Origin of the sequence: Xanthomonas campestris pv. campestris str. ATCC 33913 (genome assembly GCF_000007145.1) — a bacterium.
Lineage (GTDB): Bacteria > Pseudomonadota > Gammaproteobacteria > Xanthomonadales > Xanthomonadaceae > Xanthomonas > Xanthomonas campestris.
Map to the genome: position 1 here is coordinate 1,265,232 of NC_003902.1, position 25,901 is coordinate 1,291,132.

Below are 25,901 nucleotides of genomic sequence, written 5' to 3' on the forward strand. Positions count from 1 at the left end.
CGCCTGTGTCAGGCAAACGCTGGAAGTCGAGAATCGTGGTGACGTAAGGGAGAGAGATCCAGGCCGCCAAACTGAGCGACGCAGAGCACTCACTCTAGCAGTTCAAATCTCGCAGAAACGCCTGCAGCTTCGGCCGATGGCGCCACCCACACATCGAACACGCCGGGCTCCACGGTTGGCTGCAATGCCTGGCCGATAAACAACAGGTCCTCACGGCGCAGCACGAACTCCACCGCCACGCTGCCGCCTGCCGGCACTGCAAGCTTGCGAAAATCCTTCAGCTCGCGCACCGGGCGGGTGACGCTGGCGCTGCGGTCGCGGATGTAGAGCTGCGCCACTTCTTCCGCATCGCGCGTGCCGCGGTTGTGGATGCGCGCGCTGATGCGCAGGCTGCCGGTCGCCGTCATCCGCGTATCGCTCAAGCGCAGCTCGCCGTATTCGATGCGGCCATAGGTCAACCCGTGGCCGAAGGGGAACAGTGCGGTGTTGGGCACCGTTCGGTAGTGCGTTTTATACGGCTCCAGCACATCCGGCTGCGGATTGGGGCGGCCGCTGGAGGTGTGTGCGTAGAAGTAGGGCACCTGGCCTGCCGCGTGCGGAAAACTCACCGGCAAGCGGCCCGATGGCGCACGCGTGCCAAACAGGATGTCGGCTACCGCAGCGCTCGCCTCCGAACCCAGGAACCAGCTGACCAGGATCGACGCGCATGCGAGCACCGGCCCCTCCAGCGCGAGTGCACGGCCGGTGCTCAGCAGCACCACGACCGGCGTGCCGGTGGCGATCACGGCCGCCAGCAATTGCTGCTGTACCTCGGGAATGCTGATCTCGGTGCGCGACTGCGCCTCGCCCGAGTAGCTCAAGGGTTCACCGATTGCCAGCAGCGCCACATCGGCATTGCCAGCGGCTGCCACTGCCGCCTGCACCCCGCCCGGCAGCGTTTGATCGAAGCCGCAACCGTCCTCCACGCGCAGTGCAGTGGGGTCGTCCAGCGCGCCCGACAGTGCAGCGGCCAGCGTGTTGCGGTTGTCCTCTTCATCGAACAGGCTCCACGGCCCGGCGTGATTGAGCCAATCGCGCGCCATTGGCCCGATCAACGCAATGCGCTGGCCGCTGCGTCGCAATGGCAACAGCTCGCCGTCGTTCTTCAGCAACACCACCGATTTGCATGCGGCTTCGCGCGCCAGTGCCAGGGTCTCGGCGCGGCGCTGACGCGACTGCGCGAGCCTGGGCCGGATGCGCCGGAACGGATCGTCGAACAGCCCCAACGCCGCCTTGAACGTCAGCACGCGGCGCACCGAGGCATCCAGCCGTGCCATCGGCACCTCGCCTGCGGCAAAAAGGGCAGGCAGGTAGCGCAGATACAGGCCGCTTTCCATGCTGATGTCCACCCCGGCCATGAAGGCCAGCCTGGCCGCCTCGCGGTCGTCGGCTGCAACGCCGTGCGCAACCAGTTCCTGGTCGGCGCTGAAGTCGGACACGACCAAGCCTGGGTAGTTCCACTCCTGCCGCAGCACGCCATCCAGCAACCACACGTTGGCCGTTGCCGGAATGCCCGACAGTTCGTTGAATGCCGCCATGGTCGTGACCGCACCGGCAGCGAAGGCGGCCTGAAACGGCGGGAAATAGACCTCGCGCAGCGTCCGCTCGGAGACATCTACACGGTTGTAATCCAGCCCTCCTTCGGCCGCGCCGTAGGCGGCGAAATGCTTGGGACAGGCTGCCATCGCATCGGGATTTGCCAATCCTGCATCGCCCTGGAAGCCGCGCACCCGCGCCTGTGCGAACAGCCGCGCCAGCAGCACGTCTTCGCCAGCGCCCTCGACGCCACGGCCCCAGCGTGCATCGCGGGCGATGTCCACCATCGGCGCGAAGGTCCAGTCCAGACCCACCGCACTGGCCTCCATGGCCGCTGCGCGCGCCGTGCGCCGTGCCAGGTCTGGCTCGAAGCTGGCCGCTTCGGCCAATGGCACGGGGAAGACGGTGGTATAGCCATGGATCACATCGGCGGCGAACAGCAACGGAATGCGCAGCCGGCTTTGCAGCGCTGCCTTCTGCAGTTGCTGGTGCCAGCGCACGTTGGAGCCATTGAAGACCCCGGTCAGCCGCCCGGCCCGGGCCGCAGCCAGCTGATCGTCCCCATCGGCAGAGCGTGCAAGCGGGTTGGCGACGATCGCCTTGCCATCCTGCTGCGCCGAGCTGAACAGGCTGAGCTGGCCAGCTTTTTCTTCCACGCTCATGCGCGCGATCAGTGCGTCGATGAAAGCAGGCGTGCGCACCGCCCCGGACGGCAGCGCCCAGCCGGTGGGAATGCGCGCGAGCAGGCCTAGCGCGGCGGCGCCACCCAGCAGCTGGCGCCGCGTCGTGCGTGGAGACATGTGAGGATTCTTGGGTGGAGTGTGTGTGCACGCTACAGGATGGGCGACCCCGGTAACCAGACTGCTTTCGCTTTCCGCGCGGTGACAACGCAGAGGCCTGCAGATCGATCACGAACCGGTCATGCACGTCGGTGTCGTGCACGCGCGCTGGATGGACGTGCGGTAGCGCAATACGCCTAGATGTCTACCAGTGACGAAAATGAAACGGACCCAGTGCATTCGATGCACTGAGCCCTGTCGTACCCCATCAATTGTCGGTTGCGTTGTGCATTGCAGGCACATCGCCCCGCGTTCGTCAGTCCGCCATCACCTTGTCTGGCGTCATCGGGGTACTGCGGATGCGCTTGCCGGTGGCATGGAAGATCGCATTGCAGATCGCTGCCGAGACACCGATCAGGCCGATTTCGCCAACGCCTTTTGCGCCCAGGCTGCTGACGATGCGGTCGTCCTCGTCGGCGAAGGTCACATCGATGTCGTGGATGTCGGCATTGGCCGAGACGTGGTACATCGCAAAATCGTGATTCATGAAGCGGCCGAAGCGGTGATCGGACTGGGTGTGCTCGTGCAGCGCCTGGCCGATGCCCCAGACCACGCCGCCCACAATCTGGCTGCGCGCAGTGATCGGGTTGAGGATGCGACCGGCCGCAATCGCACTGACCACGCGGGTTACCCGCACCGTGCCCAGCTCTTCGTCAACGCGCACTTCCACGAACACCGCGCCATGGGTGGCACGGGTGTAGTTGCGCTGCTTGAACACATTGGGCAACAGCAGGAACTTGTCTTCGATCTGTTCCAGCTGAGCGGCACGCAACAGCTCGGGCAAGGCGATGGTGGTGCCGGCATCGGCGCGCAATGCCAGCGTGCCATCGGCGAAGACCACCTCGTCCAGCTTGGCCTTGGTAAAGCGCGAATTCGGTAACGCCTGGGCCAGCCGCAGCAGCCGTGCGCGCAGTTTCCCGCATGCACCATCCACCGCCGAACCTACCGTGGTCACATGCGACGAGCCGCCTTCGATCGGTGCGACCGGCAAGGTGGAATCGCCCAACTGAAAGGTGACCTGCTCCATCGGCAGGCCCAGCGCTTCGGCGGCAATCATCGCCATCACCGTGTAGGTGCCGGTGCCGATATCGCTGGCGGCGCTGCTCACCACCAGACGCCCGTCGGCATGCAGCACCGCGTGGGCACGCGCAAACATCTGCATCGCATCCCATTGCCCGGTGGCCATGCCCCAGCCAACCCATTCGCGCCCCTCCTTGCGCGCGCGCGGCTGCAGCGGCCGCTGTGCCCAGCCGAAGCGCTCTGCGCCTTGCTGGTAACACTCGCGCAACGCCTTGCTGGAATAGGGCTTGTCGTCGGCGGGATTGACCTCGGCATAATTCTTCAAGCGCAAGGCAAGCGGATCCATGCCGATCTCGTAGGACAGCTCGTCCATCGCCACTTCCAGCGCATGCACGCCGTGCGCAGCGCCGGGCGCGCGCATATCGATGGGGGTGTACTGATCCAGGCTCACCAGGTTGTAGCCCAGGTGCACGTTGTCGCAGGCGTACAGCTGGCCGCTCCAGTTAACCACCACCTCCACGTAATCCTCGATGCGCGACGTTTCGGCGATGGCTTCATGCCAGATCGCGCGCAGCGTGCCGTCGCGATCGGCACCGAGCTTGAGCCGTTGCACCGTTTCCGGGCGGTGGCCGAAGGTGAACATCTGTTGCCGCGTCAGCACCACACGCACCGAGCGATCCAGCAGGATCGAGGCCATCACCGCCAGCGCCAACTGGTATTGCGGGCGCAGGCCGGAACCGAACGCACCGCCCACGTACGGGTTGCGCACGGTGACCTTCTGCTTGCTCAGCCCGAACACGTGCGAGACATACCAGCGGCTGTTCTGCGAGCCCTGGGTCTTGTCGTAGATGGTGAAGTGTCCTTGCGCATCGCGGATCACCGTGGAGGCGAACAACTCCATCGGGTTGTGGTGTTCCACCGCGCTGTAATAGTCGGCCTGGATCTGGTGCGCGGCATTGACGAAGGCCGTGTCCGGCTCGCCCTTGTCCTTGGGCGGCGGCGAAAAGCCGGCCTTGAGCGGCTTGGGCTTGTGCATGCGGCCCAGGTTGGCCATCAGGTTGGTGTCGTGCGGCTCGCTGGCGTATTCCACCTGGACCAGATGCGCGGCATGGCGCGCAGCCTCGAAGGTTTCCGCCACCACCAGCGCGATCGGCTGGCCGCTATACAGAATGGCGTTGTCGTACAGCGGCCGGAACGGCGAGCCGGCCGGTGCGGTCATGTCCTTGTAGAACAGGTCCATGCCGCGCATGTGCGGGCGGTTTTCGTGGGTCACGATCTCCAGCACGCCGGGCACCGCGCGTGCGGCCTCCAGGTCGAAGGCGACGATGCGGCCCTTGGCAATGCTGCTGTTGACCACCACCCCATACGCCAGGTCGGGCACCGGCCATTCGGCGGCGTAGCGCGCCTGGCCGGTGACCTTGGCGCGCCCATCGATGCGCGGCATGCCGGTGCCGGTGGGGCGGTGCCCGGTGCCGGGGTCGGCGACCGGTGCAATGAGCTCGTCGGGGCGTGCGTTCATGGGGAGTCCTCCAGCGCGCTGGTGCGCCCGCGGTTATCGATGGTGCCTTCGCGCGCGACGTCGAGTGCGCGCACGATCGTGCGGTGTGCCAGCGGAATCTTGAAGGCGTTCTCGCCTTGCGATTGCGCGCCCTGTAGCAGTGCATCGGCCAGTTGCGCAAAGGTGTGCGGCGTCGCCGGCATGCCAACTACGTGCGCTTCGGCCTCCGGCAGGCGCCAGGGCTTGTGCGCCACGCCACCCAGCGCCACGCGCACGGCGCGGATGCTGCCGTCGTCGGCAAGCTCCAGCGCCGCGGCGACCGATGCCAGCGCAAAGGCGTAGGACAGCCGCTCGCGAATCTTGAGGTAGGCACTATGCGCCACGAGGCGCTGCGCATCCGGCAGATCGATATGCACGATGAGCTCGTCCGGCTGCAGCGTGCTATCGAGCTCCGGATGCTCGCCAGGCAGGCGATGGAAATCGGCAAAGGCGATGTCGCGCGCGCCATTGGGGCCTTGCACGTGCACCACCGCATCCAGCGCCACGCACATGTCGGAAGGATGTGTGGCAATGCAGTGCGTACTGGCGCCCAGGATGGCGTGGTATTTGGTCAGGCCGCCAATCGCCGAACAGCCGGTGCCAGGCGCGCGCTTGTTGCACGGCGTGGCGCGGTCGTAGAAATACACGCAGCGGGTGCGCTGCAGCAGGTTGCCGCCATTGCTGGCCATGTTGCGGATCTGTGGCGAGGCACCGGCCAAAATCGCCGCGCTCAGCAACGGGTAGCGTGCCTCAACCTCGGGGTGATAGGCGGTGTCGGCATTGCGTGCGAGCGCACCCAGACGCAGACCACCCGCATCGTTGGTGGTGATCTCGCCCAATGGCAGGCGGTTGATGTCCACCAACCGGCTTGGGCGCATCAGCTGCAGCTTCATCAAGTCAGTGAGGTTGGTGCCGCCGGCGATCAGGCGTACCGGCGCTTCGGACGGGACTGGCTGCGGATCAGTGCCGCGCGTGGCGATCGCGCCGACTGCCGCGTCCACGCTCTCCGGGCGTGCGTAGCTGAGCGGAATCATGCCGGCACCGTCCCTGGAGTCCACGGGGTGTCGGCCGAGTCGCTGCTGTCCGAGGGTGTGCCCAGTACTTCCATCACCGCATCGGTGATCTGCGGATAGGCGCCGCAGCGGCAGATGTTGCCGCTCATCAATTCGCGCACCTGATCACGATCGTGCGCCTGGCCTTCGTTGATCAGGCCCACCGCCGAACACAACTGCCCGGGCGTGCAATAGCCGCACTGGAAGGCATCGTGGGCAATGAAGGCGCGTTGCAGCGGATGCAGCTGTTCGCCTTCGGCCAGGCCTTCGACGGTGGTGATGTCCGCGCCGTCCTGCATCACCGCCAGAGTAAGGCAGCTGTTGATGCGACGGCCATCGACCAACACCGTGCAGGCGCCGCATTGACCGTGGTCGCAGCCCTTCTTGGTGCCGGTGAGATCGAGACGATCGCGCAGCAGGTCGAGCAGGCTCACCCAGGCTTCGAGCTGCAGTTGATAAGGCTGACCATTGATGCGCAGCGCTACCGGGTAGGTGGGCGCAACAGTGGTGGCAGTGGCCGGTGCCGTGTCACGGGCTGCGGCGGGAGTGGCATTCATGCGAGCCCCGTGGCGATGGCTGAGAGGGTCTTCACCTTGACCGCGCGGCGGTCAACGCAGGGTGTACGCAATGCGGTGGTGGTGTTCACATCGATGCGATGTTTGAGGCTGAACTGTGCAACGCAACGTGCAACGGGCGGCAGGCCGAGCTCGCCGTTTGCCTTGCACATGGGGAGGCTGGAACTGAATTCGTCAGCTGCGCGTTGTTGCGCTCCACGCCAATCGCACGGCGTGCGACAGCGGTCTCGGTATCCTGTGCAGATGATGACGAGGTTGCAATGAGCCGGCGCGGCGGCAGCGCCGATCTTCCGCTGCATGGTGGGCGTGTGCCGCGCTGGTTGGGCGAGCGGATGACGCGGCTGGGCACGGTGATGTGCGAGGCCATCGTGCACACCTATGGGCGCGACGAATTGTTGCGGCGGCTTGCGCATCCGTTCTGGTTCCAGTCCTTCGGCGCGGTGATGGGGATGGACTGGCATTCCTCCGGCATCACCACCAGCGTGATGGGCGCACTCAAGCGTGGGCTGACGCCGTTGTCGGGCGAACTGGGCATTCATGTCTGCGGTGGGCGTGGGCGATATTCGCGCGTAACGCCTGCCGAGTTGCTGGCAGTGGGCGATGGCGTGGGGCTGGATGGCGCTGCGTTGGCGCGTGCCAGCCGCCTGGTTGCCAAGGTGGACAGCGCCGCGGTGCAGGATGGTTTTGATCTGTATCTGCACAGTTTTGTCGTCAGCGACGAGGGGCGCTGGGTGGTGGTGCAGCAAGGCATGAACGGGCAACGCAAGCAGGCGCGCCGCTATCACTGGTTGTCGGAAGGGCTGAGCAGTTTTGTGGATGCGCCGCACGCGGCGATCGATGGGCCGCAGCAGGGCAGCATCGTCAACCTGGCCGACCATCGCGCCGCTGCCGCGCGTGAGGCGCAGGTGGCGTTATTGCAGACGCTGCCGCCGGATCGCCTTGCCCGCGAATGGCAGCGCATCGACGCCGCGCAGGCGCCGGTTGCGCCTGCTGTAGCGCAAGCACCGGTCACCGGTGACCTGTTTGCAGGCCAGGGCTGGGATCCCGCACAGCAACCGCATCTGAGCATGCCCGACCATCACGACGTGCGCAGCGAGAACGTGATCACCCGCCGGCTGCATGCCAGCCTGGCGGCTGCGGCCGAGTGCGGCCCCGCCGATTTCACCGCGCTGTTGCAGGTGCCGGGCGTGGGTGCGCGCACCGTGCGTTCGCTGGCGATGGTGGCCGAGGTGTTGCATGGCACACCGTGCCGTTTCAGTGACCCGGCGCGGTTTTCGCTTGCCCACGGCGGCAAGGATCGGCATCCGTTTCCGGTGCCCACGCGGGTGTTCGATCACACCATCGGCGTGCTCAAGCAGGCGATGCAGCAGGCCCGGCTTGGCAACGAGGAGCGGCTGCAGGCGATTGCGCGGCTGGATGCGCAGGCACGTCGGCTGGAAGCCAGCGCACGGGGTCCTTCGGTGGAAGCGTATATCGCGCAGGAACGCGTGGATGCGCACCGCTATGGCGGGCGCAGCGTGTTCGGTTGGGAGCCGCCGGTTGAGGATCATCAATCGCTTGCATCGCAGGCGCAGCGCAAGGCAGGCCAATGAGCGCGCAACTGCGCCGTGGCAAGGTGGCCATCGACGGCCGCTGCTTCACCTATGTGTTCCCTTGCCAGTGGGAAGACCATTGCAAGATCGGCTTTTCGCGCGACCCATTGGGCCGCATCAGCAGCCTGCATCCGCGCTGGTTTGCGTTCTTCGACCTGGAGCGCGGCGTGCTGGTGGAAGCCGAGCGCGAACGCGATGCGCGGGATCTGGAGCTGCAACTGCGCCGGCCCTTAGGTGAGCACAACGCACCGGCGCCAATGGCGATTCGCAGCGCGGCGGGCGGGCACACCGAATGGTTTCGCGGTGTGGGGCAGGCACTCGAGGTGGCCGTGGCGCAGCTGGAACAGCAGGGGTATCGGGTGTTCGCGCTGCAGGCGTGGCTGCAGGCGGCAATGGCCCAGCGGATCGATCGCCTGTACGACTGGTCGCTGTTGCAGTTGAGCCAGGACGAACTCGACGGCGTCACCGGGCCCACCGCAACGCAACAGATGCTGCGCGACGTGCTGGATGGCTACCGCGCATTGGAGCTGCCACTGCAGGCGCATCTGCCCGGCGTGATCTGGGACTGGTACTGCCGCAGCGCATAGCAAAGCGCATTGCCACCGCCTTGACGTGTGCAGCGACAGCATCGGCGCAACCGATGAGGAGACGCACCCATGCAGTACGCAACGTTGGAATTGAACAACGCATTCAAGGTGCTGTTTTCGCTGCGCCAGGTGCAGGCGGCAGAAATGGTGATTGCACCGGGTGATCGCGAAGGTGGCCCGGACAATCGCCATCGCGGCGCCGATCAATGGCTGTTCGTGGTGGACGGCGCAGGCGAGGCCATCGTGGATGGTCACACGCAGGCCTTGCAGGCCGGCAGTCTGATCGCGATCGAGCGTGGCCAGGCGCACGAGATTCGCAATACCGGCGACACGCCGCTGAAGACGGTCAACTTCTATCACCCGCCGGCCTACGATGCGCAGGGCGAACCATTGCCGGCAGGCGAAGGCTGATACGCAGCGCGGTGCATGCAGGCGGGTAGCGTGTTGTTCAACGGGCCGCTGTTCAATGGCCCGTTGGTCGACAGCACGTTGTTCAACAGCAAGTGAGTGCGTTGTCTACCATGTGTTGACGTGGCGATTGTTTACATCGGCACGTCACAACGCACCGGGAGCACCCCATGCCAGAAGCCAAGACGCGTCGCGCGGCCGCCCAGGACAAGCGCGAGGGCAAGTCGGCCAGTACCCAGGCCGGCGAATACGTCAAAGAAGAAATCGAACACGTGCGCGAAGGCAAGCATGGTGCCAAAAGCACCAAGCAGGCGATTGCGATTGGCCTTTCAAAGGCGCGCCGCGATGGCGTGGATGCCAAACCGTCCAAGAGCGCGTCCAAGCGCACCAAGAAAAAGGCAGCGCAGGACAGCAAGACGGCCAAGAAGACCGCCGCCAGGACGGCAAAGAAGACCACCAGCAAAACGACCAGGAAGACGGCGAAAAAGGCCACCAAGAAAGCGACCAAGAAGACGACGAAACAGGCGGCCAAGAAACCCACCAAGAAGACCTCGCCCGCGCGGTCGGCAGGCGCCAAGAAGGCCTTGAAGACCGCCAGCAAGAAGACCACCGCCAAGCAGGTTGCCGGCACCCAGGCATTGTCGCGGCAGGCCAAGAGTGCAGCGGCCAAGCGTAGTTCCAGCAGCCGCTCGGCAGCGGCCAAAAAGGCCGCCAAGACCAAGGGCCCTGGCGTGCGCAAGGCGGCCGCCAAGAAAGCGGCGGCGACGCGGAAGCGGTCGGCGAGCAAACGCGAGAGCTGATCGATTCTGCTGCCACTTTGTGCGCCCCGACGAGAGGGCGGGCGCCGTGGTCACGCGCACTGTCCAGCGGCCCAAGGTTCTTGATGGTGAAACTGCGCCGTACCCTTAGCGGTCGTCCGGCGCAGGTTCGTGGCCCGCTCCTGGTGCCAGTACAGGCGTTACAACTCCCTCGTGCCACAACACCAGTCCGGCAGCTGAGCGGCTCAGGTCGGCGATCTCGCCTGCTGCGACGGTTGGGTGTACAAATGTACACCTTGTTCCGTGGCTGGTCTTCCCGATGGATAGTCTCTCTCCCAAGCGCGCCGCCGTGCTGGCGTTCCTGCAGCAGCAGGCCCAGGCCGGCCTGGCACCCAGTCTGGCCGAGATCGCGCAGGCGTTCGGGTTCGCCTCGCGCAATGCGGCGCAAAAGCATGTGCAGGCCCTGGCCGAGGCGGGGTTGATCGAGCTGGTGCCCAACCGCAAGCGCGGCATCCGCGTACCGGGCGGGGCCGGGCCGGATGCGCTGCTGGCGCTGCCCGTGCTGGGCCGGGTGGCGGCCGGTGTGCCGATCGGTGCGGACATTGGCCTGGACCGGCAGCTCTGGCTGGACCGCAGCCTGTTTGCGCTGCGGCCGGATTACCTGCTGCAGGTGCAGGGCGATTCGATGATCGACGACGGCATCCTGGAAGGCGACCTGGTCGGCGTGCAGCGCAGCAGCGACGCGCGCAATGGCCAGATCGTGGTGGCGCGCGTGGATGGCGAGATCACCATCAAGCGGCTGGAGCGCAGCGCCGATGCCATCCGCCTGTTGCCGCGCAATCCGGCGCATGCGCCGATCGTGGTGGCCGCCGATGCCGACTTCGCGATTGAAGGCGTGTACTGCGGCCTGATCCGGCAGGGCTGAGATGAGCGAACCTGTCCCGCTGCGGCAACACGGCAATGCCGCCCTGGCCATGCCGTTGGATGCCTTGCTGGCGGCGCGCACGGTCTGGCGCGCCGGCCACGGCACGGCCACCGCCAATGGCGGCGAATCCACCGGGCATGCCGCGCTGGATGCGGTACTCCCCGATGGCGGCTGGCCGCGCCGCGCGTTGACCGAGCTGCTGTTGCCTGCCCACGGCATCGGCGAAATCGCATTGCTGCTGCCCACGCTGGCGCGCATGACCGGCGCCGGCAGTCGGGTGGTGCTGGTGGCGCCGCCGTACGTGCCGTATGCGCCGGCCTGGCAGGCGGGTGGGGTGGCCTTGCAGCAGCTGGAGATCGTGCAGGCAGAACCGCGCGACGCGCTATGGGCCTTCGAACAATGCCTGCGTAGCGGCGCTTGCGCGGCGGTGCTGGGCTGGCCACAGACCGGCGATGCGCGCGCACTGCGGCGCCTGCAGGTGGCTGCGGACAGCGGCAACTGCTGCGCGTTCGCATTGCGCGATCGTCGCCATGCGGTGAATGCATCGCCGGCGGCGTTGCGGCTGGAATTTCTGCCCGAGCGCGATGCCTGGCAGGTGCGCAAATGCCGCGGCGGCCAGGTGCCGTCGCAGCCGTTGCGGTTGGCGCATTGAGGGCCGCGCATGTTGTGGGCCTGCATTCTGTTGCCACAGCTGGCACTGGACGATGTGCTGCGGCGTCGCGAAGACACCCAGGCACCGTTGGCGCTGGTGGAAGGGCCAGCGCAGCTGCGCAGCCTGCATGCGGTCAACGCTGCAGCGGCAGCGGCCGGCCTGAAACCGGGCATGCGCCTGTCGGCTGCACACGCGTTGATGGCCGAGGTGCAGACCTGCGATTACGACCCGCAGGCCGAAGCGCGCTGCCAGCGCTTTCTCGCGTCCTGGGCCTACCGGCATAGCTCGCTGGTGAGTCAGCAATGGGGGCGTGCCATCGTGCTGGAGGCGGGTGCCAGCTTCCGCCTGTTCGGGCCATGGCCGCGCTTCGAGCGCCGCCTGCGTGAGGAACTGCAGGCATTGGGTTTCCAGCACCGGCTGGCCTTGGCGCCAACGCCGCGCGCCGCGCGCGTGCTGGCCGGCTTGCGCGATGGCATGGCGGTGACCCAGCTACCCGCGCTGCAGGCCTTGCTCGACAAGGTGCCGGTGCGTCGCGCCGCGTTGCCGGGCGATGCCGGCGAACGCCTGCAGCACATGGGCGTGCGCACATTGGCGGCGTTGCGTGCGCTGCCCAGCGAAGGGGTGCGGCGGCGCTTCGGCGGCGCCTTGCTCGACCATCTCGATCGCCTTTACGGCCAGGCCGACGACCCGCTGGAGTGCTACGCACCACCGGACCATTTCGACCAGCGCGTGGAGCTTGGCTACGAGGTGGAAACACACCCGGCGCTGCTGTTCCCGCTGCGCCGCCTGATCGGCGACCTGTGCACGTACCTGTCGATCCGCGATGGCGGGGTGCAGCGTTTTCTGCTGCGGCTGGAACACGAAGAAGGCGCCACCGATGTCGACGTGGGCCTGCTCACGCCCGAGCGCGCGCCGGCGCTGCTGTTCGAGTTGGCGCGCAACCGCCTGGAGCGCGTGGAGATCCCACGGCCGGTGGTGGCGATGCGCCTGCTGGCCAAACAGTTGCCGCCGTTCGTGCCGGCCATGCGCGACCTGTTCGATCAACGTGCGCAGCAGTCGGTGGACTGGCCGCAGCTGCGCGAACGCCTGCGCGCACGCCTCGGTGATGAAGCGGTGTACCGCGTGCTGCCGGCAGATGACCCGCGCCCGGAGCGCGCCTGGCAGAAGGCCATTGGCGATGACATCCGCGAAGCCGCCGCACCACCGCGCCCACCGCGGCCGACCTGGCTGATGCCGCTCCCGGTGCCGCTGCACGACCCGCATCTGCGCATCGTTTCCGGCCCGGAACGGCTGGAAAGCGGCTGGTGGGACGATGCCGAAGCGCGCCGCGATTATTACGTGGTGGAAACCTCGCGTGGCCGGCGCGCCTGGGTGTTCGCATCGCCCGGCCGCACCGATGGCTGGATGCTGCACGGGTGGTTCGCATGAGATGGCCTGCGCCCAGATGGCGTGTGCGTAGCTGCGTCGGCAGGCGGGAAGGCACTGCAGGCCGATTCGCGCGCATCACGCCAGCCTGCGCTATCTCCCCGCAGCCAACGGCGGCCACTGCGCCGCAAACGCTTGTCCAACGGCCGGCGGCACCCAGCAGCGCACCCGCGCATGCACATCCCGAGCAGCGCCCGCAACGTGATCGCGGCCACGCCACTGCGCCATCGATGCTGCCTGGTGATCGTCTGCCACCGTGCCGGCCTGTGTGGTGGCAGCGTGGCGCCACGTGTAGCCAGCCATGAGTTGGGACGATGCCATCGATGGCGTGGATCGCGACACGCCCGGCGGGCGCATGCCGCGCGGCTGGACGGTTGCCGCGCGGCTGCGTGCGGCCAACGACGACATCACCCATGCCGCAGTGGCCGACACGCTGCCGGCGTATGCCGAGCTGCACTGCCTGTCGGATTTTTCGTTCCTGCGTGGGGCCTCCAGTGCCGAGCAGCTGTTTGCGCGTGCGCACCACTGCGGCTACAGCGCGCTGGCCATCACCGACGAATGCTCGCTGGCCGGCATCGTGCGTGGGCTGGAAGCTTCGCGCGCCACCGGCGTGCAGCTGATTGTCGGCAGCGAGTTCACCCTGGTCGATGGCACGCGCTTCGTGCTGCTGGTGGAGAACGCGCACGGCTATCCGCAGCTGTGCAGTGTGATCACCACCGGCCGGCGTGCGGCAGGCAAGGGCGCGTACCGGTTGGGGCGTGCCGAGGTGGAAGCGCACTTTCGCGATGTGGTCCCGGGCGTCTTTGCACTGTGGCTGCCTGGTGATCAACCGCAGGCCGAGCAGGGCGCGTGGCTGCAGCGCGTGTTTGCAGAGCGCGCATTCCTGGCGGTGGAACTGCATCGTGAGCAGGACGATGCCGCGCGCCTGCAGGCCCTGCAGGCGCTGGCCCAGCAGCTGGGCATGAGCGCGCTGGCCAGCGGTGATGTGCAAATGGCGCAGCGGCGCGACCGCATCGTGCAGGACACCCTGACCGCCATCCGCCACACGCTGCCATTGGCCGACTGCGGCGCGCATCTATTTCGCAATGGCGAACGGCACCTGCGCCCCCGGCGTGCGCTGGGCAACATCTATCCGCATGCGTTGTTGCAGGCGTCGGTTGAATTGGCGCAACGCTGCACCTTCGATCTTTCAAAGGTGCAGTACACCTATCCGCGCGAGTTGGTGCCACAGGGCCATACGCCGGCCAGCTATTTGCGCCAACTCACTGAAGCCGGCATGCGCGAGCGCTGGCCCGAGGGCGCGCCGGCCCAGGTGGTGGCGCAGATCGACAGCGAGCTGGAGCTGATCGCCTACAAGGGGTATGAAGCGTTTTTCCTCACCGTGCAGGATGTGGTGCGCTTCGCGCGGGCGCAGGGCATCCTGTGCCAGGGGCGTGGATCTTCGGCCAATTCGGCGGTGTGCTATGCGCTGGGCATCACCGCGGTCAACCCGAGCGAGACCCGGTTGCTGATGGCGCGGTTCCTGTCCAAGGAGCGCGACGAGCCGCCGGATATCGACGTGGACTTCGAGCACGAGCGGCGCGAAGAAGTGCTGCAATACGTCTACACCAAATATGGCCGCGAACGCGCTGCACTGGCGGCCACGGTGATCTGCTACCGCGGCAAGAGCGCGGTGCGTGATGTCGCCAAGGCGTTCGGCCTGCCGCCGGACCAGATCGCGTTGCTGGCCAATTGCTACGGGTGGGGCAATGGCGACACGCCGATGGAACAGCGCATCGCAGAAGCCGGGTTCGACCTGGCCAACCCGCTGATCAACAAGATTCTTGCAGTCACCGAGCACTTGCGCGACCACCCGCGTCATCTGTCGCAACACGTAGGCGGATTCGTGATCTCCGACGAGCCGCTGTCGATGCTGGTGCCGGTGGAAAACGCGGCGATGGCCGATCGCACCATCATCCAGTGGGACAAGGACGATCTGGAAACCATGAAGCTGCTCAAGGTCGATTGCCTGGCCTTGGGCATGCTGACCTGCATCCGCAAGACGCTGGATCTGGTGCGCGGTCACCGCGGGCGCGATTACACCATTGCCACGCTGCCGGGCGAGGATGCCGCAACCTACAAGATGATCCAGCGTGCCGATACGGTGGGCGTGTTCCAGATCGAATCACGTGCGCAGATGGCGATGCTGCCGCGGCTCAAGCCCCGGGAGTTCTACGACCTGGTGATCGAAGTGGCGATCGTGCGGCCCGGCCCGATCCAGGGCGACATGGTGCACCCGTATCTGCGCCGGCGGCAGGGCTATGAGCCTGTCAGTTTCCCCTCGCCAGGCGTTGAGGAAATCCTGGGCCGCACGCTGGGCATTCCACTGTTTCAGGAGCAGGTGATGGAGCTGGTGATCCATGCCGGCTATACCGACAGCGAGGCCGACCAGCTGCGGCGGTCGATGGCGGCCTGGCGGCGCGGCGGCGACATGGAGCCGCACCGCGTACGCATCCGCGAACTGATGGCCGGGCGCGGCTACGCGCCGGAATTCATCGACCAGATCTTCGAGCAGATCAAAGGCTTCGGTTCGTACGGATTCCCGCAAAGCCACGCCGCCTCGTTCGCCAAACTGGTGTACGCCAGTTGCTGGCTCAAGCGGCACGAACCGGCGGCCTTTGCCTGCGGGCTACTCAATGCGCAGCCGATGGGGTTCTATTCGGCCAGCCAGATCGTGCAGGACGCGCGCCGCGGCAGCCCCGAGCGCCAGCGTGTGGAGGTGTTGCCGGTGGATGTGTTGCACAGCGACTGGGACAACATCCTGGTCGGCGGCCGGCCGTGGCACAGCGATGCCGATCCCGGCGAGCAGCCGGCGATCCGGCTGGGATTGCGCCAGGTGAGCGGCCTGTCCGAGAAGGTGGTCGAGCGCATCGTTGCCGCACGCGCGCAGCGGCCATTTGCCGACATCGGCGACCTGTGCCTGCGCGCGGCACTCGATGAAAAGGCGCGCCTGGCCCTGGCCGAAGCCGGCGCGTTGCAGTCGATGGTGGGCAATCGCAATGCCGCGCGCTGGGCCATGGCCGGGGTGGAGGCGCGCCGGCCGCTGCTGCCCGGCAGCCCGGCCGAACGCGCGGTGGAACTGCCTGCGCCGCGCGCCGGTGAAGAGATCCTGGCCGACTACCGCGCGGTGGGCCTGAGCCTGCGCCAGCATCCGATGGCACTGCTGCGCCCGCAGATGCTGCAGCGGCGCATCCTGGGCCTGCGCGAGTTGCAGGCGCGCCGGCATGGCAGCGGCGTGCATGTGGCCGGGCTGGTCACGCAGCGGCAACGCCCGGCCACCGCCAAGGGCACCATCTTCGTCACCCTCGAAGACGAGCACGGCATGATCAACGTCATCGTCTGGTCGCACCTGGCCATGCGCCGCCGCCGCGCCTTGCTGGAATCGCGCCTGCTGGCGGTGCGCGGCCGCTGGGAACGCGTGGACGGCGTGGAGCACCTCATCGCCGGCGACCTCTACGACCTCAGCGACCTGCTCGGCGAGATGCAGCTGCCGTCGCGGGATTTTCATTGAAGGCAGCGGTTTGACCTTCATGCAATGCCGCGTCAACGGGATGGAGGTTTGCGTGATGCCTTGATGCTGTCCACCACTCGCTGTGATGGCCGAAGTATTTCGCATGCCCGGGATTCAACTGGAAGACCTTTTACCGTCGCAGCTTCTCTGTGGCGGGCATTAGCCGTCTGCCGGTGCGGCAGCAGAGTAGCGATCGAAAACTACCTCACCTCCGGCGTGAAGAATGGCATCGGCCAATGGCATACGCCGCTGGGTCATTCCAGTCGCAGCGGTTCGAACGCGCAGTCCTTGGCTCCGCGCGTGCACGTGTAGAACGGCTCCTGCCCGGGCGCGGGCGGTTGATCCAGCAGCCAGTAAGAAGGGTGCTTGAGAGCGACGATCAGATTGCGTTGCGTCTTAGGTGCCTCATGATCGAAATAGGCCAGATCCACTTCTTCGCCTTGAGGCAGAGAGTAGGTGCAGTTGACCAGCACGCCTTCGCTGCGCGCCGTATCGGTGCGTCTGCCGTAGTACAGCACAGAGGCCAGATGCCGCGGCTTGCGCTTGAAAGTCTGTATCGTGCTGGACCACTCGCCACGTCCCGACCCTGCGTCGAGCGCTGCAGTGGCGCGGTAGCGTCCTGCCTCGTAGTGAACCGCTGCAGGTGCGGGGCACTGCGCGCCGTGTGCGGTGGGTTCCTGGGCGAAGACGCTGGCCGATGGCAGCGACAGCAGCATGCCAGTAAGAAGTAGCGCTGTTGGAGGACATTGCATGGTTTGACGCCTCTGGGCACATGGCCGTGTTGTGGATTGGAAGGCAATTCCCGGCATCGATTGCGTTGCGTGACGCCGCGCGCCAGCCTGTGTGCGTGTTACATCGACTCAGTGCGCAGCATAGTGAGCCCCGGGGCCACACCGTCCTTGGAAAACGCATCGGTGTTAACCGGGGCGAAGCGGCCTGTCATGTTGCAGCCTGTTAGGAGATCGCTGGCGCGGCGGGTCCAGCGGCCATCCGCCACAGACCGCACACTGTCACGCCGCGCCGCAGCTGGACGGAAACCGCTGCAGGCGCTAGCGTGATGCGGATTTTTTGCCTCAGGGGAATGCCCAATGCGCCATGACGCGCAGCCGCGCCAGCTCACCTTCCGTGCCGTCGTGCTGGCCATCGTGCTGGCGGTGGTGTTGTCGGCCGCCAATGCCTATCTCGGCCTGTTCGCCGGGTTGACCATTGCCACCGCCATTCCGGCGGCGGTTGTCTCGATGGGCGTGCTGCGCCTGCTCGGTGGCGGCACCATCCTGGAAAACAACATCGTCCAGACCGGCGCTTCGGCCGGCTCGTCGATCGCGGCGGGGGTGATCTTCACCATCCCGGCGCTGGTGATCATGGGCTACTGGCCGGACTTCAAGTACTGGTGGGTGCTCGGCATCGCCGGCATGGGCGGCCTGCTCGGCGTGCTGTTCTCGGTGCCGTTGCGGCGCTCGATGATCGTCGAAGACCCGCTGCCGTTCCCCGAAGGCAAGGCCGCCGCCGAAGTGCTCAAGGCCGGCGAGAACCCCGGCCCGGGCCTGAAGATCCTGGCCATCTCCGGTGCCATCGGCGCGCTGGTCAAACTGGGCGCGGCCAGCGGCCTGCGCGTGATCCCCGACACCTGGGCGCAGGCCACCTACCTGGGCAGCAGCCGCCTGGTTGGCTATCTGGGCACCAACCTGTCGCCGGCCTTGCTCGGCGTGGGCTACATCGTCGGCTTGAACGTCGGCATCGTGGTGCTGTCCGGCTCGATCCTGTCCTGGCACATCGCCATCCCGCTGTACCAGCAGTTCTTCATGGGCAGCGACCCGGCGCTGGCACAGAGCCTGGTCAATGCGCCGGCAGCCGATGCCGCATTCGGTATCTGGGGCGCGAAGATCCGCTACCTCGGTGTGGGCGCAATGCTGATCGGCGGCGTGTGGACGCTGTTCTCGCTGCGCAAGTCGCTGTTCTCCGGCATCAAGAGCGGTTTTGCCGCTGCGCGTAAAAGCGGTGGCGGCGTGGTTGCCGAAACCGAGCGCGATCTGCCGATGAAGTGGATGCTGGTGGCGCTGGTGCTGTGCACCTTGCCGCTGCTGGGCCTGTACCAGGCCATCGTGCAGCAGTGGCACGTGTCTATCCCGATGACCATCATCATGATCGTGGCCGGCTTCCTGTTCGTGTCGGTGTCCGGCTACCTGGCCGGCCTGATCGGCTCGTCCAACAATCCGGTGTCGGGCATCACCATTTCCACCATCCTGTTCGCCTCGGCGGTGCTGGTGTTGCTGCTGGGCAAGAGCGGGCTGGTGCCGGTGGGCATCGGCGCCGCCCCGTTGGGCGCGGTGGCCGCGATCATGATCGGCGCGGTGGTGTGCTGCGCGGCGGCGGTGGGCGGCGACAACCTGCAGGATCTCAAGGCCGGTTATCTGGTCGGCGCCACGCCGTGGAAGCAGCAGCTGATGCTGGGCATCGGTGCGTTCTCGTGCGCATTGATCATGGCGCCGGTGCTGAACCTGCTCGCCCAGGCCTACGGCATCGGCCCGGCCACGCCGCAGCATCCCAACTCGCTGGGCGCGCCGCAGGCCACCTTGATGGCTTCGGTGGCCAAAGGCCTGTTTGGCGGCCAGTTGCCGTGGAGCATGATCGCCATCGGTGCCGGCGTGGGCGCGGCCATCATTGCGCTCGACGAATGGTTGAAGAAGACCGGCAAGCGCTTCCGCGTGCCGGTCCTGGCCGCGGCGATCGGTATCTACCTGCCGCTGGAACTGATGGTGCCGATCTTCCTCGGTGGCCTGATCGCGCATCTGGTGGAGCGCTTCCACACCATCCGCGCCGACGACGAAGACGGCCGTGACCGCGTGCATCGTCCGGGCGTGCTGTTTGCCGCCGGCCTGATCACCGGCGAAGCCTTGATGGGCATCGCCATTGCGGTGCCGATCGTGCTGTCCAGCCGCGCCGATGTGCTGGCACTGCCGGCTGCTTTGCAACTCAATCAGTGGGTTGGCCTGGCGATCCTGGCCCTGGTGGGCTGGCTGCTCTATCGCGTCGGCAAGCACGGCGAAAGAGCCGCCTGAGTCAGCGACACACACGGCGCATGCGATGCATGCGCCGTCCTGGCAGGCGCGCAAGGCGACCTGCCTGCAGCGTATCCCGCTGCCCTCTGCACCATCCCAACGCACCGCCGCCGCAGACCGCATCGAGCGGCCCTGACAGCACGTCCTCGTCTGCGACCTGTCTTTGCGCCGGCTTTATGCCAGGCCCAGCGCGCATGCATAGCGCCTTTATGCCGCCGCTCCGTATCGTGCCGTCTCCCGCACGGATGTTGCGTTACGGCTGCCGCATGCCTCGATCGACCCCGCTGATCTTCGCGCCATAGGCCATCGCGCCGCCGCTGTTGCCGACAAAAACGTTAGCCCAATCACACCGCGCCTCTTCCAATGTGCGGTTGCGGTCGCTTTTTGCCTGGCGAGCTCGACAGTTCGACAGGATCGAGCAGACGCCGCGATTCCGGCGTCGTGCAGTCGATCCACCTCTCCACGCGCACCCCCGCCCACTCACTGCTGGTTTGTCGTGTCGCCGATCCAGCGCTCTGCCATGGAGTTACTGCAATGCTGACTGTTATTTCCCGTTCCTCGTCCCGTGTAGCGCGCACCCCTGTGCTGGTCATCGCCCTGGCCGGCGTGCTGTGCGGTCTGGCCTCGCAAGCGCAGGCGCAGGCGCAAGACGCCACCGAAGCACCGCTGTGCACCGATCGGCCGACCAAGGCCAATTCCACCTGTACCGTGCCGGCCGGCGCCTGGCAGCTGGAAACCGACATCGGCAGCTACACCCGCGACAGCCAGCCCGGCACGCGCATCGAAACCTCGGTGTTCACCAATCCCACGCTCAAGTACGGCGTCAGCGACCGCATCGATCTGCAGCTCAACTGGGCGCCGCAGCTGCAGGTCAAGACCACCGATCGCGCCACCGGCGCACGTAGCAGCCTGAGCGGCGGTGGCGACATCTATCTGCGCATGAAGGCGCGCTTTTACGAGAGCGATACCGCTACCGTCGCGGTGCTGCCGTTCGTCAAGGCGCCCACCGCGCGCACCGGTCTGGGCAACGAGGAGTGGGAAGGCGGCATCGCGCTGCCGATCAATTTCGCCTTGCCCAATAGCTTCTCGTTGACCTTCGGCCCGGAGGTCGACTGGCTGGCCGACAGCGATGGCAGCGGCAATCACATCGCAGTGATCAATGCGATCAACCTGGCCCGCCCGCTGACACCGAAGTTGTCGATGGCGGTGGAAGTGTGGTCCTCGATCAATCGCGACCCCGCCGAAACCATCGAGCAGTATTCGGCCGACATCGCCACTGCGTATCTGATCAATCCGCTGTTGCAACTGGACGTGGGCGCCAACTTCGGCCTCAACGACCGCAACCCGGATGCGCAGGTGTATGTGGGGTTGGCGCACCGCTTCTGATGCGTGTGATGGGCCAGGCAGGGTGAGTTGGCGTACGTGCCACCGCGTTGCAAGCATGGTCAAAGTTGCGAGGCGCCAGGTTGACTGGCGCCTCACACCATTAGCACGTGGCTTTTCGGTCACTGCTGATGCTTGAGCAACGCTGAGCGGGTGCTGCCGCAGGGCAAAGCCCTCTCCACGTAGCGGCGGCTGTTGCAATCACCTATCCAACACAGCGTGCACGCGTCAAGCGTGCCTGGCCGCTGCCATCAGCTTGATGGCTGCACGACCCATGCCGCCACGCCGCCACGCGCGACAGCCATACGTGTTCGACAGCACGCGCCTGGGGATTCTGGTCGCTGCGCTGACGCGCGCAATTCCATGCACGAGGCGAGGCCCACGCGGCAATGCAGGCAGGCGCAAGCGCAAGTCTTTGCGCGTGCGCCGCAGCAACGCCTACCATCGACGTTTTGCCGTTGCCGGAACTCCCATGAAGCTTCGTACTGCCGTATTGCCCCTGTGCCTGTTGACTGCCTTGCCCATGCTGGCCGCCGCGCGCGGTTTCGATGTGCGCGACATGGTGGCGCTGGACCGCGTGTCCTCGCCCACGCTTACGCCCGATGGCAGCGTGGTGGTATTCGCCAAGCGCCAGGCCAAGACCGCCAATGGCAAGGCCGCCACCAGCCTGTGGATGCGCAATCTGCGCACCCGCGATCTGGCGCCGCCCAAGCGGCTCACACCGGAAGGCTGGAACGTCAACAGCCCGGCGCTGTCGCCGGATGGCAAGAAGGTGTACTTCCTCAGCAGCAAGTCCGGCACCCAGCAGCTGTACGCGCAGCCGCTGGCCGGCGGCATCCCGCAGCAACTCACCGCCTTTGCGGTGGACCTGGACAGCTACAAGCTCTCGCCGGATGGCAAGCGCATTGCCTTCAGTGCGGGCGTGTTCCAGGACTGCGGCTCGGACCTGGGCTGCACCAAGAAGAAGCTGGCCGATCTCAAGAACGCCAAGGCCAGCGGCGTGGTGTACGACCAGTTGTTCGTGCGCCATTGGGATACCTGGAACGATGGCCGTCGCAACACGTTGTTCGTCGCCGAGCTGCCTGCGGCCGGTGCGAAGGCCGTGGCAGGTGCCTCGGCGATCAGCGCCACGCTGGCCGGCGATGCACCGTCCAAGCCGTTCGGCGGCAATGACGATTACGCCTGGTCGCCCGATGGCGCCAGCGTGGTGGCCAGCGTGCGCATCCCGCAGCCGCATGGCCCGGGCGCCGGCAAGACGGCTGCGCAAGGCAAGGCCACCGGCAACGACGAAGCGTGGCAGACCAACTTCGACCTGTATCGCCTGGATGCGGCCGGCAAGTCCGCGCCGGTCAATCTCACCGCCGCCAATCCCGCCTGGGATGCCGGCCCGGTGTTCAGTGCCGACGGCAAGACGCTGTACTACCGCGCCATGAAGCGCCCGGGTTTCGAAGCCGACCGTTTCGGCCTGATGGCGATGGATCTGGCCAGCGGCAAGACCCGCGAGATCGCGCCGAAGTGGGACCGCTCGGCGGGCGAGATCGTGCTGAGCGACGATGGCAGCAGCCTGTACACCAGCGCCGACGATCTGGGCGAGCACCCCTTGTTCAAGATCGACATTGCCAGCGGTGACGCCACCAAGGTGGTGGGCGAGGGCAGCGTGCATGCACCTGTGCTGGCCGGTACCACGCTGGCATTCACGCGTAACTCGCTCAAGAGCGGCGACCAGATAGTTGTCAGCGATGTGCAGGGCCAGGGCCTGCGTGCGATCACCCAGAGCGCCGGCGAATTGCTGCCCGACGTGCAGTTCGGCGACTACGAGCAGTTCCAGTTCAAGGGTTGGAACAACGACACCGTGCATGGCTACGTGGTCAAGCCGTACAACTATGAGGAAGGCAAGACCTATCCGGTGGCGTTCCTGATCCACGGCGGCCCGCAGGGCAGTTTCGGCAATGGTTGGAGCAACCGCTGGAATCCGCAGACCTACGCCGGCCAGGGCTATGCGGTGGTGATGATCGACTTCCATGGCTCCACCGGCTATGGCCAGGAATTCACCGACGCGATCAGCCAGCATTGGGGCGACCGCCCGCTGGAAGACCTGCAAAAGGGTTGGGCCGCTGCGCAGAAGCAATACGGCTTCCTCAACGGCGACAAGGCCTGTGCGCTGGGTGCCAGCTACGGCGGCTACATGGTCTATTGGATGGCCGGCAACTGGAACCAACCGTGGAAGTGCCTCGTCGACCACGACGGCGTCTTCGACAACCGCACCATGGGCTATGCCACCGAGGAATTGTGGTTCAGCGAATGGGAAAACGGGGGCACGCCGTGGCAGAACCCCGCAGGCTACGAGAAGTTCAACCCGGTGCTGCACGTGGACAAGTGGAAGGTGCCGATGCTGGTGATCCATGGCCAGCAGGATTTCCGCATCCCGGTCGAGCAGGGCCTGGCCGCGTTCACCGCGCTGCAGCGCAAGGGCATCGACTCCAAGTTCCTGTATTTCCCGGACGAGAACCACTGGGTGCTCAAGCCGGACAACAGCGTGCTGTGGCATGACACCGTCAATGCCTGGTTGAAGCAGCACATCGGGCAGTGATCGCCCGTTGAAGCACTGACAGGCACGCCGTGCAATGCGGCGTGCCGGTCATGTTTGTGGCTTAGAGCAGCTATCAAAACGACTGCGCAGCCGCCAGGCGGGCGCGGCCGGTGCTCGGAATCGGCATGTACCCACGTACACTCCGGTTCCTCCGCGCCGTCCGCACCCACCTGACGGCTGCTCGCTACGTTTTGTTAGCCGCTCTTAGTGGGCAGCGAGCGCGCGTTTGGCCAGGTGGCTTTCCACAATCTGCAGGATCTCGGCCACCGCGATGCCGTACGAGCCAGCCTGGCCGGCATCGAATGCGGCTTTCCATTCGCTGTAACCGGGTAGATAGGCCGGGTCGGGCGCGCTGCTGCCAACCAGCGCCGCATCACTGCGGTCCAGCGTCTGCGCAATCACCGGCACATGCGGCAGCGTTTCCAGCAAACCACCGGGTGCACCCGGATGCTGGATCTGCACCTCGCGCAGCGTGGCGTGCAGGATCTGCCCGCCCTGCGGATGCTCATCGATCCGGTTGATCAGCAGGAGCGGGTTTTCGCCTGCATGCCGCCCGCGGCAGCGCCACAGTTGCCCGACGGCGTAAGGCGTGGAAGTGGGCAGGGTCATGGGCATCTCCGAAAGTACAAACGCGCATGATGCCGGCAGGCGCGCGACAAGGCGACCTGCGAATGCCACCACGTTGCTCAAGTCATCCGACGTGCTGCCGCTAAGGGGTGCAGATGAGTACGCTCTTGGCGGGTTTGGTCGCATAACGGCAGCTAATCGCGCACGTGCGTCATCGCTTCAGCGTCATGCCGACATGGCAAAATGAGGCGTCTCCACCTTTCCCAGTTCCCTGCAGGATCGCAAGGATCGTTTGCATGCGCATGTTTGTCCGCCCACTGATATTGGGGCTTGTTGTTGTTTCCTCTCCCGCCTGGAGCGCCGTGCCGCGGCCTGTTTCCAGTGCGCCCGTGCGTGCAACCGCAGCGGCCGAGACGCCGCCTGCCGCGTCTGCCGCAGCCGATGCAGTGGGTGACGCGCTGGCAGTGCCGTTGCCGGCCACACTCCAGTCCGGCATGAGCTACCGCGCCTTTGCGCAGACAGTGATGGAGCAGGGCTGGCAGCCGGCGGACCCGTTGGCTGCCGACAGCTGCATGGCCGCCGGTGATTGCGAGATCGAATTCGTCGCACCAACACCCGGCACCCGCCTGCGTGTGCAGATCGGCTCGCAAGCCGGTGCTGCGGTGGTGCAGCGCTGGGCCACGCGCCCGGTGACGGCTGACCGGATTGCTGCCGGAACCGCGTCGGCCGCGGCCGGCACCACGCCCGCGCCGACTGCAGCGGCCGCAACGTCCGGCGCGGCCAACGCGACGAAAGATCCGCGCTGATCGGCATTCAGAAGGAATCGCGCCGCGGCGTATCATGACGTGGCCTGCCTGCGCAGCGATTGCGAACTGCAGTGCCCGCAGCGCCGTCATTCCTTGCCCTGAGCCCATCGTCCTGAATGAAGAGCGTTGATCCTGCCGATCTGGAAGCGTTGTTCGATGCCGTGCCGGACGTGCTGTTCTTCGTCAAGGACCGCGAAGGCCGCTATACCCACGTCAACCAGACCATGCTGCGGCGATTGGGCCTGAAGTCGCGCAAGGACTTGATCGGTAAGCGCGTCGCCGAGGTTTACCCCAGCGGGCTGGGCGCCAACTATGCCAACCAGGACGAACAGGTGTTGGCCGGTGCGGTGATCGACAACCTGCTCGAACTGCATCTGTTTGCCAACCGCGAGCCTGGCTGGTGCCTCACCTGCAAGCGTCCGCTGCTGGTGGACGGCAAGGTGCAGGGCATCATCGGCATTTCGCGCGATCTGGGGCCGCAGGATGGCCAGGAATCGCAGTACGAAAAACTGCGTCTCGCGCTGGCCTACCTCAACGCCAACTACGCGCAAAACGTGCGCATGCAGGCGCTGGTGGATATCACCGGGTTCTCGATGTCCAAGCTGCAGCGCTCGTTCCGCAAGGTGTTTCAGCTCACCCCGCAACAGGTACTGGCCAAGCTGCGTCTGCAGATGGCGATGCATTTATTGCATGGAACCAAAAGCGTGACCGAGATTGGCCATGCCTGTGGTTTCAGCGATCAAAGCGCGTTTACACGGCAGTTCAAGCTGGCCGTGGGCATGACCCCACGTGAGTACCGCACGCTGGCAAATGCTGCGCAGTTTCCTGCCGGAACTTCTTAGGGCGGTCTGATAAGACGAATTCGTAAGACGAATTGGCAGCAGCGAAGTGAGTTGAGTGTGTGGTGCCCTCACTGCAGCAGAGCATTGAGTCAACAGCTTAGAGCACTTATCAAAACGACTGCGCAGCCGCCAGGCGGGGGCGGCCGGTGCTCGGAATCG

General features: G+C 66.0%; 20 protein-coding genes and 1 other RNA gene. 14 read left to right on the top strand and 7 right to left on the bottom strand.

Translation table 11 applies throughout. The features are described 5' to 3' along the window. Positions 1-89 precede the first annotated feature (89 nt). From XCC_RS05635 to XCC_RS22055, 5 genes are all read right to left on the bottom strand, one after another. Positions 90-2,375 carry a glycoside hydrolase family 3 N-terminal domain-containing protein gene (locus tag XCC_RS05635; protein WP_011036290.1) on the bottom strand — a complete coding sequence of 762 codons (2,286 nt, stop codon included), beginning with the start codon at positions 2,373-2,375 and terminating at the stop codon, positions 90-92. 295 nt (positions 2,376-2,670) lie between these two features. Continuing rightward, positions 2,671-4,953 (bottom strand): xanthine dehydrogenase family protein molybdopterin-binding subunit, encoded by a 2,283-nt coding sequence (locus XCC_RS05640; RefSeq protein ID WP_011036291.1) that lies wholly within the window; start codon positions 4,951-4,953, stop codon positions 2,671-2,673. Continuing rightward, the gene (locus XCC_RS05645; RefSeq protein WP_165442007.1) at positions 4,950-6,029 is read right to left on the bottom strand and encodes an FAD binding domain-containing protein; all 1,080 of its coding nucleotides are present in this window, start codon (positions 6,027-6,029) and stop codon (positions 4,950-4,952) included. Before XCC_RS05645 ends, XCC_RS05640 begins: the two co-directional genes overlap by 4 nt. Next, positions 6,002-6,580, bottom strand: coding sequence for a (2Fe-2S)-binding protein (locus XCC_RS05650; RefSeq protein ID WP_011036293.1), 579 nt, complete (start codon positions 6,578-6,580; stop codon positions 6,002-6,004). Before XCC_RS05650 ends, XCC_RS05645 begins: the two co-directional genes overlap by 28 nt. Next, the gene (locus tag XCC_RS22055; RefSeq protein ID WP_016944861.1) at positions 6,577-6,750 is read right to left on the bottom strand and encodes a hypothetical protein; all 174 of its coding nucleotides are present in this window, start codon (positions 6,748-6,750) and stop codon (positions 6,577-6,579) included. The genes XCC_RS05650 and XCC_RS22055 overlap by 4 nt, the downstream gene beginning before the upstream one ends. Positions 6,751-6,858: 108 nt before the next feature. On the opposite strand from XCC_RS22055, the gene XCC_RS05655 reads away from it, so the two are divergent. The 8 genes from XCC_RS05655 to XCC_RS05690 all read left to right on the top strand — a co-directional run bounded on the left by XCC_RS05655 (position 6,859) and on the right by XCC_RS05690 (position 16,495). After that, complete coding sequence (locus tag XCC_RS05655; protein WP_011036294.1) at positions 6,859-8,190, top strand: DUF763 domain-containing protein; 1,332 nt, start codon at positions 6,859-6,861, stop codon at positions 8,188-8,190. Beyond that, positions 8,187-8,777, top strand: a complete 591-nt coding sequence (locus XCC_RS05660) for a GIY-YIG nuclease family protein (RefSeq protein ID WP_011036295.1) — start codon at positions 8,187-8,189, stop codon at positions 8,775-8,777. The genes XCC_RS05655 and XCC_RS05660 overlap by 4 nt, the downstream gene beginning before the upstream one ends. Positions 8,778-8,846: 69 nt before the next feature. Next, complete coding sequence (locus tag XCC_RS05665; RefSeq protein ID WP_011036296.1) at positions 8,847-9,188, top strand: cupin domain-containing protein; 342 nt, start codon at positions 8,847-8,849, stop codon at positions 9,186-9,188. Between the two features lie 167 nt (positions 9,189-9,355). Further along, the gene (locus XCC_RS05670) at positions 9,356-9,985 is read left to right on the top strand and encodes a hypothetical protein (protein ID WP_011036297.1); all 630 of its coding nucleotides are present in this window, start codon (positions 9,356-9,358) and stop codon (positions 9,983-9,985) included. Between the two features lie 277 nt (positions 9,986-10,262). Further along, the gene (gene lexA, locus XCC_RS05675) at positions 10,263-10,868 is read left to right on the top strand and encodes a transcriptional repressor LexA (protein ID WP_011036298.1); all 606 of its coding nucleotides are present in this window, start codon (positions 10,263-10,265) and stop codon (positions 10,866-10,868) included. A 1-nt stretch (position 10,869) separates the two neighbouring features. Further along, on the top strand, positions 10,870-11,520 hold the full coding sequence (gene imuA / locus XCC_RS05680) for a translesion DNA synthesis-associated protein ImuA (protein WP_014506979.1): 651 nt from the start codon (positions 10,870-10,872) through the stop codon (positions 11,518-11,520). 9 nt (positions 11,521-11,529) lie between these two features. Further along, positions 11,530-12,948, top strand: a complete 1,419-nt coding sequence (locus XCC_RS05685) for a Y-family DNA polymerase (protein WP_011036300.1) — start codon at positions 11,530-11,532, stop codon at positions 12,946-12,948. A 298-nt stretch (positions 12,949-13,246) separates the two neighbouring features. Beyond that, a complete protein-coding gene (locus XCC_RS05690; RefSeq protein ID WP_019237880.1) occupies positions 13,247-16,495 on the top strand; it encodes an error-prone DNA polymerase in 3,249 nt (1,082 codons plus the stop codon). Between the two features lie 254 nt (positions 16,496-16,749). Here the strand turns inward: XCC_RS05690 and XCC_RS05695 are convergent, their stop codons facing one another. Beyond that, positions 16,750-17,211 carry a DUF3757 domain-containing protein gene (locus tag XCC_RS05695; RefSeq protein ID WP_019237881.1) on the bottom strand — a complete coding sequence of 154 codons (462 nt, stop codon included), beginning with the start codon at positions 17,209-17,211 and terminating at the stop codon, positions 16,750-16,752. Positions 17,212-17,583: 372 nt separating this feature from the next. Between XCC_RS05695 and XCC_RS05700 the strand changes: the two genes are divergently transcribed. From XCC_RS05700 to XCC_RS05715, 4 genes are all read left to right on the top strand, one after another. Then, entirely contained in the window at positions 17,584-19,554 is a 1,971-nt protein-coding gene (locus XCC_RS05700) for an OPT family oligopeptide transporter (protein ID WP_011036303.1), read from the top strand. Between the two features lie 534 nt (positions 19,555-20,088). After that, positions 20,089-20,940 carry a transporter gene (locus XCC_RS05705; RefSeq protein ID WP_019237883.1) on the top strand — a complete coding sequence of 284 codons (852 nt, stop codon included), beginning with the start codon at positions 20,089-20,091 and terminating at the stop codon, positions 20,938-20,940. Positions 20,941-21,409: 469 nt separating this feature from the next. After that, on the top strand, positions 21,410-23,527 hold the full coding sequence (locus tag XCC_RS05710) for an alpha/beta hydrolase family protein (protein WP_011036305.1): 2,118 nt from the start codon (positions 21,410-21,412) through the stop codon (positions 23,525-23,527). Positions 23,528-23,652: 125 nt separating this feature from the next. Then, positions 23,653-23,727, top strand: a non-coding RNA gene (locus XCC_RS05715) — sX9 sRNA. Positions 23,728-23,731: 4 nt separating this feature from the next. Here the strand turns inward: XCC_RS05715 and XCC_RS05720 are convergent. Then, entirely contained in the window at positions 23,732-24,142 is a 411-nt protein-coding gene (locus tag XCC_RS05720) for a hypothetical protein (protein WP_011036306.1), read from the bottom strand. A gap of 248 nt (positions 24,143-24,390) precedes the next feature. Between XCC_RS05720 and XCC_RS05725 the strand changes: the two genes are divergently transcribed. Both XCC_RS05725 and XCC_RS05730 read left to right on the top strand, forming a co-directional pair. Next, entirely contained in the window at positions 24,391-24,900 is a 510-nt protein-coding gene (locus XCC_RS05725) for a hypothetical protein (protein ID WP_011036307.1), read from the top strand. A gap of 116 nt (positions 24,901-25,016) precedes the next feature. Next, entirely contained in the window at positions 25,017-25,742 is a 726-nt protein-coding gene (locus XCC_RS05730) for an AraC family transcriptional regulator (RefSeq protein ID WP_011036308.1), read from the top strand. Positions 25,743-25,901 lie beyond the last annotated feature (159 nt).

Bases quoted from the DNA above. Each gene is read 5' to 3' on its own strand.
- XCC_RS05635 (WP_011036290.1), bottom strand. From the start codon at position 2,375: ATGTCTCCACGCACGACGCGGCGCCAGCTGCTGGGTGGCGCCGCCGCG.
- XCC_RS05640 (WP_011036291.1), bottom strand. From the start codon at position 4,953: ATGAACGCACGCCCCGACGAGCTCATTGCACCGGTCGCCGACCCCGGC.
- XCC_RS05650 (WP_011036293.1), bottom strand. From the start codon at position 6,580: ATGAATGCCACTCCCGCCGCAGCCCGTGACACGGCACCGGCCACTGCC.
- XCC_RS22055 (WP_016944861.1), bottom strand. From the start codon at position 6,750: ATGTGCAAGGCAAACGGCGAGCTCGGCCTGCCGCCCGTTGCACGTTGC.
- XCC_RS05655 (WP_011036294.1), top strand. From the start codon at position 6,859: ATGAGCCGGCGCGGCGGCAGCGCCGATCTTCCGCTGCATGGTGGGCGT.
- XCC_RS05660 (WP_011036295.1), top strand. From the start codon at position 8,187: ATGAGCGCGCAACTGCGCCGTGGCAAGGTGGCCATCGACGGCCGCTGC.
- XCC_RS05665 (WP_011036296.1), top strand. From the start codon at position 8,847: ATGCAGTACGCAACGTTGGAATTGAACAACGCATTCAAGGTGCTGTTT.
- XCC_RS05670 (WP_011036297.1), top strand. From the start codon at position 9,356: ATGCCAGAAGCCAAGACGCGTCGCGCGGCCGCCCAGGACAAGCGCGAG.
- lexA (WP_011036298.1), top strand. From the start codon at position 10,263: ATGGATAGTCTCTCTCCCAAGCGCGCCGCCGTGCTGGCGTTCCTGCAG.
- imuA (WP_014506979.1), top strand. From the start codon at position 10,870: ATGAGCGAACCTGTCCCGCTGCGGCAACACGGCAATGCCGCCCTGGCC.
- XCC_RS05685 (WP_011036300.1), top strand. From the start codon at position 11,530: ATGTTGTGGGCCTGCATTCTGTTGCCACAGCTGGCACTGGACGATGTG.
- XCC_RS05690 (WP_019237880.1), top strand. From the start codon at position 13,247: ATGAGTTGGGACGATGCCATCGATGGCGTGGATCGCGACACGCCCGGC.
- XCC_RS05695 (WP_019237881.1), bottom strand. From the start codon at position 17,211: ATGCTGCTGTCGCTGCCATCGGCCAGCGTCTTCGCCCAGGAACCCACC.
- XCC_RS05700 (WP_011036303.1), top strand. From the start codon at position 17,584: ATGCGCCATGACGCGCAGCCGCGCCAGCTCACCTTCCGTGCCGTCGTG.
- XCC_RS05705 (WP_019237883.1), top strand. From the start codon at position 20,089: ATGCTGACTGTTATTTCCCGTTCCTCGTCCCGTGTAGCGCGCACCCCT.
- XCC_RS05710 (WP_011036305.1), top strand. From the start codon at position 21,410: ATGAAGCTTCGTACTGCCGTATTGCCCCTGTGCCTGTTGACTGCCTTG.
- XCC_RS05720 (WP_011036306.1), bottom strand. From the start codon at position 24,142: ATGCCCATGACCCTGCCCACTTCCACGCCTTACGCCGTCGGGCAACTG.
- XCC_RS05725 (WP_011036307.1), top strand. From the start codon at position 24,391: ATGCGCATGTTTGTCCGCCCACTGATATTGGGGCTTGTTGTTGTTTCC.
- XCC_RS05730 (WP_011036308.1), top strand. From the start codon at position 25,017: ATGAAGAGCGTTGATCCTGCCGATCTGGAAGCGTTGTTCGATGCCGTG.